12 protein-coding genes are annotated in these 11970 nt (G+C 43.3%); 4 read left to right on the top strand and 8 right to left on the bottom strand.

The genetic code is table 11. From position 1 onward, the window contains the following. Positions 1-167 precede the first annotated feature (167 nt). From CXF80_RS13465 to CXF80_RS13455, 3 genes are all read left to right on the top strand, one after another. A complete protein-coding gene (locus CXF80_RS13465) occupies positions 168-923 on the top strand; it encodes a glycosyltransferase family 25 protein (RefSeq protein WP_101033341.1) in 756 nt (251 codons plus the stop codon). Positions 924-1046: 123 nt separating this feature from the next. Then, the gene (coaD, locus tag CXF80_RS13460) at positions 1047-1562 is read left to right on the top strand and encodes a pantetheine-phosphate adenylyltransferase (RefSeq protein WP_101033340.1); all 516 of its coding nucleotides are present in this window, start codon (positions 1047-1049) and stop codon (positions 1560-1562) included. Further along, positions 1559-3061 (top strand): capsule assembly Wzi family protein, encoded by a 1503-nt coding sequence (locus CXF80_RS13455; RefSeq protein WP_101033339.1) that lies wholly within the window; start codon positions 1559-1561, stop codon positions 3059-3061. The genes coaD and CXF80_RS13455 overlap by 4 nt, the downstream gene beginning before the upstream one ends. 95 nt (positions 3062-3156) lie before the next feature. Here the strand turns inward: CXF80_RS13455 and mutM are convergent, their stop codons facing one another. From mutM to CXF80_RS13415, 8 genes are all read right to left on the bottom strand, one after another. Then, positions 3157-3972 carry a bifunctional DNA-formamidopyrimidine glycosylase/DNA-(apurinic or apyrimidinic site) lyase gene (gene mutM, locus CXF80_RS13450; protein ID WP_101033338.1) on the bottom strand — a complete coding sequence of 272 codons (816 nt, stop codon included), beginning with the start codon at positions 3970-3972 and terminating at the stop codon, positions 3157-3159. A gap of 9 nt (positions 3973-3981) precedes the next feature. After that, entirely contained in the window at positions 3982-4440 is a 459-nt protein-coding gene (locus CXF80_RS13445; protein WP_101033337.1) for a hypothetical protein, read from the bottom strand. 107 nt (positions 4441-4547) lie between these two features. After that, positions 4548-5534, bottom strand: a complete 987-nt coding sequence (moaA, locus tag CXF80_RS13440; RefSeq protein WP_101033336.1) for a GTP 3',8-cyclase MoaA — start codon at positions 5532-5534, stop codon at positions 4548-4550. Between the two features lie 8 nt (positions 5535-5542). Next, positions 5543-7360, bottom strand: a complete 1818-nt coding sequence (locus CXF80_RS13435) for a bifunctional molybdopterin-guanine dinucleotide biosynthesis adaptor protein MobB/molybdopterin molybdotransferase MoeA (RefSeq protein ID WP_101033335.1) — start codon at positions 7358-7360, stop codon at positions 5543-5545. A 17-nt stretch (positions 7361-7377) separates the two neighbouring features. Beyond that, positions 7378-7968: a molybdenum cofactor guanylyltransferase MobA gene (mobA, locus tag CXF80_RS13430; protein WP_101033334.1), complete on the bottom strand. Its 591-nt coding sequence runs from the start codon at positions 7966-7968 to the stop codon at positions 7378-7380. Continuing rightward, the gene (locus CXF80_RS13425; protein WP_101033333.1) at positions 7952-8701 is read right to left on the bottom strand and encodes an energy-coupling factor ABC transporter ATP-binding protein; all 750 of its coding nucleotides are present in this window, start codon (positions 8699-8701) and stop codon (positions 7952-7954) included. Before CXF80_RS13425 ends, mobA begins: the two co-directional genes overlap by 17 nt. A gap of 1 nt (position 8702) precedes the next feature. Next, positions 8703-9410: an ABC transporter permease gene (locus CXF80_RS13420; protein WP_101033332.1), complete on the bottom strand. Its 708-nt coding sequence runs from the start codon at positions 9408-9410 to the stop codon at positions 8703-8705. Then, positions 9407-10171 carry a substrate-binding domain-containing protein gene (locus CXF80_RS13415; protein ID WP_232772220.1) on the bottom strand — a complete coding sequence of 255 codons (765 nt, stop codon included), beginning with the start codon at positions 10169-10171 and terminating at the stop codon, positions 9407-9409. The genes CXF80_RS13420 and CXF80_RS13415 overlap by 4 nt, the downstream gene beginning before the upstream one ends. A gap of 354 nt (positions 10172-10525) precedes the next feature. Between CXF80_RS13415 and CXF80_RS13410 the strand changes: the two genes are divergently transcribed. Beyond that, positions 10526-11914: a sigma-54-dependent transcriptional regulator gene (locus CXF80_RS13410; protein ID WP_101033330.1), complete on the top strand. Its 1389-nt coding sequence runs from the start codon at positions 10526-10528 to the stop codon at positions 11912-11914. The last annotated feature ends 56 nt before the right edge of the window (positions 11915-11970 follow it).

The raw sequence follows: 11970 nt of genomic DNA, 5'->3' as shown, positions 1-11970 counted from the left end.
GGTTTTTCTTCAATTTATTCAATGGATTAAATAAAATGTCACTAGGCAAAGTAACCTAACTGTAGCATCTACCATTTTATTCAGCAGTTTGTTGTTATTACTGAATATTTTAGGCTTAAATATCAGTAGTTCAACAAGATTAAAATTGTTTTTGGGTTAGTAATATTATGAAATTTAAAGTTTTTTTAATTAATTTAGATAGCAGTACTGAACGGTTTACGTTCATGGATGAACAGCTCAAACAGTTAGGTATCCAGTACCAGCGTATTTCTGCCGTATACGGTAAAGAGTTACGCGATGTCGATATTGCTAAAGTATACGATCCGCAAACAAACCTCCAAAAGTACGACAAAATGCTTAATTTGGGTGAGATTGGCTGTTATCTTAGCCATGTCCAATGCTGGCAAATGATTGTTGAACAGCAGTTAGATTACGCATTAATTCTTGAGGATGATTCTGTCTTAGATCCCGGATTAATGACGGTTATGCAGCATATTGATAATCTTTCTACTGACTGGGATTACATCAAACTGTGTCATGGGCGTAAACAGAAAGGCATTGTAAAATCGATAGCGCTTGATGATCGTTTTAGTCTGTCTACGTGCTTAAAGTTGCCGGCTTCTACTCGCGGTCAGTGTGTGTCATTGGCCGGAGCACAAAAATTATTGGCAACGACATACCCTATTGCTCGCCCAGTTGATATCGATATTCAGTATTGGTACGAAAAACACTTGCGTTGCTTTGTTGTTAGACCTTTCCCTGTGATCGGTACCGATTTCGAAAGTGATATCAGTCGCCACGGGAAACGCAATAACGCTGAGCGTCACCATTTGCTGCGTATTTGGCAAAAAGTGAAATACGAGCTGAAATTATCGAAGCATAAAAAACAATTGCCACCACTTCCCAGAACAAAAAGACAGTAATTTAGTCATGTGACACTTGCCAATACGTTAACGTGATGGTGATTTATCCTGGCGATGAATGGCGATGAATGGCGATGAAAGTAGATAAACTAGCGATTATAACGGTAAGGTAAAGGCGATATTATGCACAGAAGAGCGGTTTACCCAGGAACCTTTGACCCTGTAACCAATGGTCATGCCGATTTAATCGAACGTGCAGCACGCTTATTCAAGCACGTGATTATTGGTATAGCATCAAATCCTTCTAAGCAACCTCGTTTCTCTCTTCAAGAGCGTGTCGCCCAAGTTAATTTGGTGACAGCACATTTAGACAATGTTGAGGTTGTCGGTTTTACGGGGTTGTTGGTTGATTTTGCCAAAGAACAGCGAGCGAGTGTGTTAATTCGTGGACTGCGTGCAGTATCCGATTTTGAATATGAGTTTCAGTTAGCAAACATGAATCGTCGTTTAAGCCCTGATCTTGAAAGTGTATTTTTGACACCCGCGGAAGAAAATTCATTTATTTCTTCTACGTTAGTGAAAGAAGTGGCATTACACGGCGGCGATGTGAGTCAATTTGTTCATCCACAGATCGCCGCTGCATTAAAGCAAAAAGTAGCGCAAAATCAAGCTGATAATAAGGGCGATGTAATATTATGATACAAGGATTTAGTCGGTTAACTAATGTGGTCGCTGCAATAGGGTTAAGCGCTATGATGACCTATAGCAGTGCTCAAGCGGCACCATGGGTCGATACCTCTGACATCTATTTACGTGCAGATATTCAAGCTTTAGCGGATGCTGGAGTGATTAGTGCGCCAATTAATACGTTTCCATTGATGTGGTCTGGTATAGGGGCTGATCTAGCTCAAGCTGAACCGGCGTTATTAACACCTGATTTGGTGGATGCATTTGCTCGGGTTAATTTTTACTACCAAAATGCCGTTGGCAATCGTGGTAACACCAGTATAAAAGTGGCCGCGGCAACAGATGCGGCGCGTTTTCAGCATTTTGGCTCTGATTATCGTGAAAAGGGCCAGTTACAAGGCTCACACGAATACACTGGTGAGCGATTTTCTTATAAAATTTCAGCATCTGCTAATTATAACCCTGCAGACGACGAAGAAATCCGTTTAGATGATTCTTATATTGCGGTGGTGCTAGGTAATTGGATTGTGACTGCCGGCAGTGTTGGCCAGTGGTGGGGACCTGGATTTGACTCCTCACTTCATAAATCAAACAATGCCCGGCCAATGCCGTCTTTAATGGTCAGTCGTAATAATTCGCAAGCATTTGAAACACCTTGGCTGTCATGGATAGGCGATTGGAGCTTAACTGGTGGCGTGAGTGTGACCGAAGAAGATCGTTATGCTCCGCATACCCTATTATGGAATCTTCGTGGTGCCATTAAGCCATTTAAGCAGTTAGAAATTGGTTTATCTTGGACCACACAGTTTTGTGGTGAAGGTCAAGAATGTAGCTTTAATACCGCCATTAAATCAATTACTGGTCAGCGAGACTGTCGAGCAGATAATGTTGATGAAGTAGGCTGTTCAAACTATGGCAATCAGATGGCGGGCTTCGATGTTAGATATGCTGATACATGGTTTAATGTGCCTGTGGGCTTGTATCTAGAACGCACCTGTGAAGATTCAAAAGGCGATCCATGGCAAATTGTTGACTGCGGCAAAATGGTCGGTGCGGACACGCGCTTTAATATTGCCAAACAACAATATAAATTATTTGTCGAGTACACCGATACCATGGTGTATTGCGGTGAAGATAAAGACCAGTTTAACTGTTTTTATGAACACTCCACTTATCAAAGTGGCTCGCGATATTATGGCCGCGCTTTTGGCAGTACCTATGACAGTGATGCCAATGTTTATGCATTAGGGTTAATTGGTCAGTTCGATAATAGCCATGGTTTTACCTCGATACTCCGTTATGCTCAACTGAATAAAGATGGTGCTAATCGCGGTGGTGTGTGGGCGCCGCAACCCTTAAAAGAAGATATCATGATGCTGGAGTTATCATATCGTTTGCCGATGTTTAATGGCATGTTGACCTTAGGTGGTAGTGTGGCTAATTCTGAATTTGACGTCCAAGACGATGATACTCAAGGCACAGCTTTTTCGACTTACGAATATAAATTTTAAGCGTTATTGTTGATTAGCCGAGTTGAGGTTGATGATATGAGGGAGCCAATGGCTCCCTTTTTTATTTGCTAATCAAAATGGTATTACTTATGGGACTATCGTTGCTGACACAGACCGCAAAATACCGTAGTACGTTGGCCCAATTTTATCTCAGTTAATAAATTGCCACAGGCGGTACAGGTTTCTCTACCGCGGCCATAAACATGTAGCTTTTGGGCAAAATAACCTGGCTTGCCATCGGCATTGGTAAAATCTTTTAAGGTTGTCCCACCTTGCTCAATAGCGTGAGCCAAAATTTGCTTTACTTCATTTACTAGGATCGTTAACCGTTCTAAATCAATACTGCCAGCTGCTGCCTGTGGGTGTATTCCTGCCGCAAAGAGCGCTTCGTTAGCATAAATATTACCCACACCCACCACGATGTGGTTATCCATTAAGCACAGTTTGATCGCTTTTTTCTTAGCGCTTAATGCCGCTTGCAATTGTGTTGGCGTAAAGTGCTGACTCAGTGGTTCTGGGCCGAGTTTTGATAGCAGTGGGTGAGCTTCTTCGGGCAATTCGTACCATAACCATGCACCAAAGCGGCGGGGGTCATTAAAGCGCAACATGCGGCCGTTTTCGAGTACTAAATCAATATGGTCATGTTTTTCGACTGGGGTATTGCGTGGCAAAATACGTAAACTGCCTGACATACCTAAATGAACTATGGTCATGCCTGCATCGGTATCAATTAATAAGTATTTGGCGCGGCGGCGAACATTATTAATGCGTTGGCCAACAATGTTTTGCGCAACGGCAGGTACAGGCCAACGTAGCGAGGCATTACGCACAATCAATTCACTCACCGTTTGTTCGATAAGGTATGGACTGATCCCTTGTCGGGTCACTTCAACTTCTGGTAATTCGGGCATAATGACTCATTATTTTGATTGAGAAGGAATCGCGAGAATAGGTTGTAACTCGACGCGCAAACTCGGTGGCACTTGATACCAATTTTGTTTGGATGATTGCAACAAGCCTTCATTTGGAAAGTAGCGCCATAGCTGTGCCGTTTGCATATTATCGATAGCAATAGATAATTTTTGCTCTTTAAGGCTATGTTCCGGCGGATCCGTTAATGGAGATACACTAATATTTTGCCACGACTGTGCCCATTGCTGACAATTGAGCACCTGCGAATGACACTGCCACAGGCCGTCTTGTTGGCTTAACCAAATACCATCAAGTTGTAATTGTTTTAGGGGGAGCTGGGGATCAAATAAAGGCACTGTATCATTGGGAACATTGGCGGTTTTGTCATTGATAAAAGACAACACCGCAATCATAAATATGCTGGCCCCCATGATGATGTAGTTCCAACTTTTACGTGACAGAGCCATAAATCACCTTAACGTGGATAAAAAACTATCTCAAACTGGCAATGTAACGCGCTAGTTTGAAGCGGCAAATAATGGCATAAGTGTACCATTGACGATAGCAAAAACAATTAACCGCCAGTGGCATTCATAAAGCGTAGTATTTGTGGAGCAGCGTCGAGATTAAAGTGGTGAGATTGCGGCTTGTATTGCATTCCATCGGTAATGGCTTGTTTAAGACGTTCAACGTCAGCGGGGAATTGTCGTACAATTGATTTTAAATCAATGGCATTCTCATTGCCTAAGCACAAGAGTAATTGCCCTTCAACGGTGACTCTTACGCGATTACATTCATGACAAAAGTCATTGCTGTGTGGCGATATAAATCCGATACGAATCTTGCTGTCGGCCATCTTTACATATCGAGAGGGGCCGCCTGTGCGTTTAGATGAAGCGATTAAGGGATAGCGCGTTTCTATAATGTTTCGGACTTCGTCACTTGAGCAATGACGGTGACGATGGCGATCATCCATGAGTCCAATTGGCATTTCTTCAATGAAAGCAATATCGAGTTGACGTTGGCGACAGAACTCAACTAAATCTAATACTTCATGATCGTTTTGTCCGCGCAGAATGACCGCATTAATTTTGATGTTACGAAAGCCAGCCGCTATTGCGGCATCAATGCCAGCGATAACACGCTCTAGTTTACCGTTACGTGTTAGCTGCGCAAATACATCGGGGTTTAAGGTATCGAGGCTGATATTCAATCGGCTAAGACCATTATCAAACAGTGGCTGCGCTAACTTAGATAACCTAGACCCATTAGTGGTCATTGACAGTTCTTTAAGTCCTGGCAATTTTCTCAATAATTTGACCAGTTTGTCACAATCGGATCGCACTAGTGGCTCGCCACCTGTTAAGCGAATTTTTTTTACCCCAAGCTCAGTAAAAGCTTGGGCTATCCACGACAACTCTTCCAAGCTAAGTACATGTGATTTAGGTAAAAAAGTCGGATCTTCGCTCATGCAATATACACAGCGAAAATCGCAACGATCGGTTACCGATAAGCGTAAATAATCTACTTTTCGCTGAAAGCTGTCGATAAGCTGGCTCATATCAACACTTACAGCAAATCAGCAAATGGCTGAATAAACACAGATTCACCCGCAGGTATGCTGGCGGTGTCATCGTCAATGACTATAAGGCAATTGGCACTGACCATTGAACTAAGCATTCCTGAGCCTTGTGCGCCAGTGGTACTGACATGGATTTTGCCATCTGACCCAATAGTGTAAATACCGCGTAAAAACTCAGTGCGGCCAGTTTTACTTCGTAATGCATGCTGTGCCATCGCTGGAATAAATTGAGGCTGCCAGTGAGACTCACCTGCCAATTTACGGATAGCAGGTTGCACAAACTGTAAAAAGGCCACCATAACGGCAACGGGATTACCCGGTAAGCCGAAAAACAAGCTTCGATCAATGTTCCCTACTGCGAGTGGGCGGCCTGGACGCATATTAATTCGCCAAAATTGGGTATTGCCAACATTGGCGAGTGCCGTTTTAATGTAATCGGCATTGCCCACTGACACGCCTCCAGAGCTAATCACCACATCGGCTTGTTTCGCTGCACTGCGCAACGTGGCGGTGAGTATTTGTTCATTATCTTCAATGATGCCTAAATCGATAACCTGACAACCGAGCTTTTTAGCCATCGATATTATCGTGTAGCGATTTGAGTCATAGATACAGTTTGGTTTGAGTGCTTGTCCTGGTTGGCTGACTTCATCACCGGTTGAGAATACCGCGACAACCGGACGTTGAAACAGTGGTAATTGGTTAAAGCCAAGCGAGGCCAGTAAACCTAGTTCTGCCGCACTTAAACGTGAGCCTGCCGCTAACGCAACGTCACCTTTAGCGATATCTTCTCCGGCTAAACGAACATGTTGACCTTTTACCACATGTTCAGATTCAAGGATGGTGATAATACTATCGTGTTCCGAGACCAATTCACGTGCCTGAATCGTATCCGCACCTTGAGGAACGGTCGCGCCAGTCATAATGCGCACCGCTTCACCGGGGCGCAATATATCAGGGTAATGATGACCCGCGAGCACTTCACCGACAACCTTAAGCGTTGCTGATGTTGCTAGATCGTTCAATGCGAACGCATAACCATCCATTGCTGAATTTGTTTGTTGCGGCACATTCACGCTAGAGATAATGTCATGCGCCAAAACTCTATTGTCGATATCAATCAGGTTAAGCGACTCGATGCGTTCAAGCGGCGTGATTTGCGCTAATACTTCAGCAATACCTTGGGATACAGTAAGGCCACTTTGCGCATCAGATGCTGCAGTTTGCAGTGTTTCAGTGAAATCGATTGGTAATTTTACCGCGGTAGGCAGCCATGCCTGTTGGTAGTGTTGTACAAAATCAGCAATTTGCGCAATATTGTTTAAGTCTAAGCGAGTTAAAGAATCATCCACTGTCGTATCATCACAGCACGCGATAGCAACGATATTGTCATCATGAATATGAATCAAAGGTTTATGGTGTGCCGCGCGGTGCAATTCTATTTTAGGCAACGCCAGTTTTTTAAACCCTTCTACCAAGACAATGTCGACTTTATCCGCATCAATTTGGCTGAGTAAATGTTGCAATTGTGGATCGTCATCGACAAGATCTTCAGTCATTAACGCCCAGCGCACATGAGAAGCCACTAATACTTGCCTTGCCCCAGCTTTACGCATCTCGAAACTGTCTTTACCGGGAATATCGACATCAAAATTATGGTGTGCATGCTTGATAACCGCTAAACGTAAACCGCGTTGATTCAATAACGGAATAAGTTGTTTCAGTAAGGTGGTTTTGCCGGTGCCACTGTATGCACAGAAGCCTAAAACGGGGATCGGCAATGGGTTGGTAAATAGTGCTGTCATGAAGTACCTCTACTGAATTACTTGGCAATTTGCTTTGCTAACTGGTGTTTTTGTTCTGGTGTATTGATGTTAACGAATGCATTGGGTTGGTCGGCAAAACTTTCTACTGCCACTTTATGTTGGTTGTACCATAAATCAATTTTGCGCTCTCCCGCATCCAAGAAAGCCTGCATCGATGTCACTAGATGAGGTTTTAATAGTAATACTACGGGTTGTTCATACTCTCCATCACTGGCCACAGCAAGGTCGGCCTGCTGTTGCTCCAAAGCCGTCAACAATCTTGCTGCTAAGTCAGTTGGCAACATAGGACAGTCACAAGGGACAACAAGAAGATAATCGGCTTGAGTCTTTTTTAAGGCGGTGACCATTCCGGCTAGAGGCCCTAAATAACCACTGTCTTGGTCGCTAAAGACGGTGTAGCCCCATTGCTCATATTGAGCTTGGTTTCTATTTGCGTTAATCAGAATTTGGTTAACTTGAGTCGTTAGCTTATCAATAGTGTGACAAATCATGGCTTGGCCATTGAGATCCACTAAGCCTTTGTCATTGCCTCCCATACGTCTAGCCATGCCGCCAGCTAAAATCACCGCATCAATTTGAGGTGCCATAATGTAATTCCGTAGTGTGGGTATCATGTAAATCGTCTGATTGGGGTACATGAATACTGGTATGAATAGTGCGTTGTTTTATATGCCAATGTTGTTGGCACAACGCGGTCAGGCCACAGGTTTGATGACTGCTGATTATCAGTCCCGTACCGTCTTGTTTTAGTTGATTAATCATCGCGAGGACCAAACGCTGTGAGTGCTTGTCCATATTCGAAATAGGTTCATCAAGCATTAATAGTTTAGGTTGTGCTATCCAAGCTCTTGCAATAGCAAGACGTTGACGCTCCCCACCCGATAGATCACTCGCATCATGATCGAGTAAATCGGTTAATTGAGCCATATGAATGGCTTGTTGGATACGCTTTTTTCGTTGTTCCGGCGCTAAAGCCCGCTGATCTAAGGCGTAGGTTAAGTTGTATCTTACTGAGCCTTCAAAGAGATAAGGATGTTGATGCAAATAGACCGCTTTACCCAGCATTGATGCCGATCTCCACCATGCTTGAGGAGCAAATCCCTGGCTAGTTATCTGGCCTTGACTTGGTTTAATTAACCCCGCGAGGAGCTTCATTAAGGTTGATTTACCGGAACCATTATCACCTTGCAGATAGATGACATCCCCCTGACTAAAATGCAAATTGTCTGCGCTAAACAATAACTGCTGATTAAATGTTATCAGTAGATTTGTCGCATGAATACTGACCAATGGTGTGTCTGAATGATGAGATAATGTCATCTTAGTGACTCCTTGGGAGGGCCTTGCCTCGCAATGAACCTAAAATGAAGTTTAGCACTAAGGCTAATATTAATAACACCAATCCTAGCGCGATAGCTTGGGCAAAATCACCTTTGCTTGTTTCAAGCGCAATTGCGGTGGGAATATTACGAGTAACATTCATAATATTGCCACCCACCATCATCGAGCAACCCACTTCGGTCAAAATGCGGCTAAACGCAGCAATAATGGCTAACAATAGCGGTCCTCGCAGTTCTCGACACAAGGTCCAAATCGCACGTAACCATGAAGCACCTAATGTGCGAGAGGTTTCCCAAGCTCTACGATCCACACTTGCAAAAGCGGCCTGGGACAATGCGATTAGTACCGGAGCACAAATTAACATTTGGCCTAAAATCATCCCTTTTTGAGTAAATAGCCACTTTAAATCACCCAAAACACCATTACGAGTCAACAATAAATACACGAGCAAACCTATGACCACAGTAGGAATCGACTGCAATGTTTGCACCAGGTTTGTCACGATCCAACGGCCTCTAAAATGGCTAAATGCAAGGATAAAGCCTAGCATCATCGACGGAATAATGGTGATCAACAATGCGGCAAAAGACACCGAAAATGAGATGTTAATAATTGCCCACACATGAGGGTCAAAAGAGAGCAGCAAACTAAATGCTTGCTGCAATAGGACTAACCAGCCGTCACTCATTTTTTATAAGTTGCCTTAAACAATTGCTCTCCTTGGACTTTATAATTATTAATCAAGATTTGCGTAGCAGGACTGATAAACCAATCGCTTAATGCTCTTGCACCTTTATGATTTAAATCTGGGTATTTTTCTGGATTGATCAACATGATTTGGTAAGGGTTAGCCAATTCTGCGCCGCCTTCAAAGCTAATATTAAGATCGAGTTTAGCTTTATAAGCAATATACGTACCGCGATCCGCTAACGTATAAGCTTGTAATTCATTCGCCATTAATAAGGTTTTACCCATACCTTGGCCAACAGAAGTATAGCCGTTAAATTCAGGTTTAACGTCTGCATTTTTCCAAATGATTAATTCTTTCATGTTAGTGCCAGAGTTATCACCACGGGATACAAATGTACTTGGCTTATGAGCGATTTTGCTGAATGCTTCAGTCACGTTTTTGCTCGACTTTATTGCAGCAGGATCATCTAGCGGTCCTAATACAACGAAATCATTTTCCATGATCCCGCGAGGCTCAATACCGTAACCGTCAGCGACAAATTTTGCTTCGGCCGCAGGGGCATGAGTCATCACTACATCAACATCTCCCTGAGTTGCCAGCTTCAACGCTTTACCCGTACCCGTTGCAATCACCTGCACACTGTAGCCCGATTCAGCTTCAAATTTAGGTAACAAGGCGCCGAGTAATCCTGAGTTTTCAGTACTGGTTGTGGTCGCTAATTTGATCACGTCATTTGCGAGTGCTGTAGGGCTGAACATTGCTCCGCTGAGTACTGATGCCGCTAACAGAATACTAGCGCTTGCTTTGAGTTTTAACATTGCCGCTCCTTGATATATTAATAGTCATGATGTCCATCATGAATCAATGTACAAAATACTAAGCCATTTTGCTTAATTACCAACGCAATAAGCAAGTTAGATGCCAAGCAGTGTTAATGCAAATAGAGTTCACGCATAAAACTGAAACTGTGAACTTGCTCCCAAGCTTCAATTATTTATGACAGACAAATTGTCCCATGATCACTTTTCTATGGTTCATAGTGACCAAGTCATTTGAATTCAGTGCTACAGTATTGGCAAAGCGCGTCAAAATGTCCAAATAAGAGTCCATTTATGAGTCCCGATGAGCATATGTCCCCAGTAAGCAAGACCACAATGTCAGTACTTATCGTTGATGATGAGCCTGGTATGCGTAGTTTTTTGATGAAAGCCTTGTCAAAGAAGTTTGCGCTGGTTGAAACCGCCTCCACAATAGCCCAAGCAGAAGAGCTACGAAGTCACGGCCATTTCGATTTACTGATTGTTGATATTCGATTGCCCGATCGCTCTGGTATTGAATGGCATGAAGCTCTCAATGATCCCGAGCGCCAATCAGATATTATTTTTATGACCGGTTACGCCGATATGGATGTGGCAATCAAAGCATTACGTGCTGGTGCATCTGACTTTATTATGAAGCCTTTTCACTTAGAGCAAATGATAACCGCCGTCGATCGTTGTATAGAAAAACGCTTGCTTAAGCGCGAAAACTTTATGTTAAGGCGCGAATTGTCGCACGGACAATCATCCACCATTATTGGCAACAGTGAAGCCATTCGCGATGTCAAAGAAGTTATTGAACGCATTGCTCCGACTAACGCCGTAGTATTAATTGAAGGCGAATCTGGCACAGGCAAAGAGCTGGTGGCCAGACAATTGCATCAACTTAGTGGCCGAAGTGGTGCATTTGTCCCGGTAAACTGTGGTGCAATAGCCCCTGAATTATTGGCCAGTGAACTGTTCGGTCATACTGCGGGAGCGTTTACCGGGGCCAAAGGCAATCGTGAAGGGTTATTTAGCTATGCCTCTGGTGGCACGATATTCTTGGATGAAATAGGCGAAATGCCGATGAATATGCAAACTGCCTTACTGAGGGTGCTTGAACAGCGAGCCATCCGTCCTGTGGGAAGTGAAAAAGAAATCGATATTAATGTACGCGTCATTGCCGCCACTAACCGCTTATTGATCGATGAAGTTGAAGCTGGCCGTTTCAGACGTGATCTATTTTATCGCTTGAATGTATTAAATATGGTTATTCCTTCTTTGCGATCAAGGCCAGAAGATGTCGTTGAGCTTACTCACTTTTTTACCCTACAATTATCACAAGAATTAGGGATAAAAGATGTCATATGGAGCCATGAAGATCTACAAGTACTCCAGCAACATGATTGGCCTGGTAACATTCGTGAACTGCGTAATATGATTGAGCGTTGTATTTTATTAGGAAAACCACCTGCTGAATATTGGAAAAAACCTGTGTCCGTTGTGGTTAACGATGCTATGGGTTACCCGCTAAATTGGCCGTTAAAAGAAGTAGAAAAACAACATGTCACCAAAGTGGTTGATAACCATAATGGTAATAAGTCTGCCGCAGCGCGGGATTTAGGTGTGTCTCGAAAAACCTTAGATCGAAAATTTAAAGATTGGTTTAGTCACGAAAACGAAGGTCTTGAGGAAGAATAAACGTGGTGCATTCTACTGGTATTTTTACACGAGTTTTCGGTCTTAGTTGGCAGCAA

Origin of the sequence: Shewanella sp. Actino-trap-3 (assembly GCF_002836275.1) — a bacterium.
Classification (GTDB): domain Bacteria; phylum Pseudomonadota; class Gammaproteobacteria; order Enterobacterales; family Shewanellaceae; genus Shewanella; species Shewanella psychromarinicola.
This window is presented reverse-complemented; position numbering and strand designations above follow the sequence as displayed.

Excerpts from the sequence above, each read along its gene's own strand:
- CXF80_RS13465 (WP_101033341.1), top strand. The coding sequence starts at position 168 with ATGAAATTTAAAGTTTTTTTAATTAATTTAGATAGCAGTACTGAACGG.
- coaD (WP_101033340.1), top strand. The coding sequence starts at position 1,047 with ATGCACAGAAGAGCGGTTTACCCAGGAACCTTTGACCCTGTAACCAAT.
- CXF80_RS13455 (WP_101033339.1), top strand. The coding sequence starts at position 1,559 with ATGATACAAGGATTTAGTCGGTTAACTAATGTGGTCGCTGCAATAGGG.
- mutM (WP_101033338.1), bottom strand. The coding sequence starts at position 3,972 with ATGCCCGAATTACCAGAAGTTGAAGTGACCCGACAAGGGATCAGTCCA.
- CXF80_RS13445 (WP_101033337.1), bottom strand. The coding sequence starts at position 4,440 with ATGGCTCTGTCACGTAAAAGTTGGAACTACATCATCATGGGGGCCAGC.
- moaA (WP_101033336.1), bottom strand. The coding sequence starts at position 5,534 with ATGAGCCAGCTTATCGACAGCTTTCAGCGAAAAGTAGATTATTTACGC.
- CXF80_RS13435 (WP_101033335.1), bottom strand. The coding sequence starts at position 7,360 with ATGACAGCACTATTTACCAACCCATTGCCGATCCCCGTTTTAGGCTTC.
- mobA (WP_101033334.1), bottom strand. The coding sequence starts at position 7,968 with ATGGCACCTCAAATTGATGCGGTGATTTTAGCTGGCGGCATGGCTAGA.
- CXF80_RS13425 (WP_101033333.1), bottom strand. The coding sequence starts at position 8,701 with ATGACATTATCTCATCATTCAGACACACCATTGGTCAGTATTCATGCG.
- CXF80_RS13420 (WP_101033332.1), bottom strand. The coding sequence starts at position 9,410 with ATGAGTGACGGCTGGTTAGTCCTATTGCAGCAAGCATTTAGTTTGCTG.
- CXF80_RS13415 (WP_232772220.1), bottom strand. The coding sequence starts at position 10,171 with ATGTTCAGCCCTACAGCACTCGCAAATGACGTGATCAAATTAGCGACC.
- CXF80_RS13410 (WP_101033330.1), top strand. The coding sequence starts at position 10,526 with ATGAGTCCCGATGAGCATATGTCCCCAGTAAGCAAGACCACAATGTCA.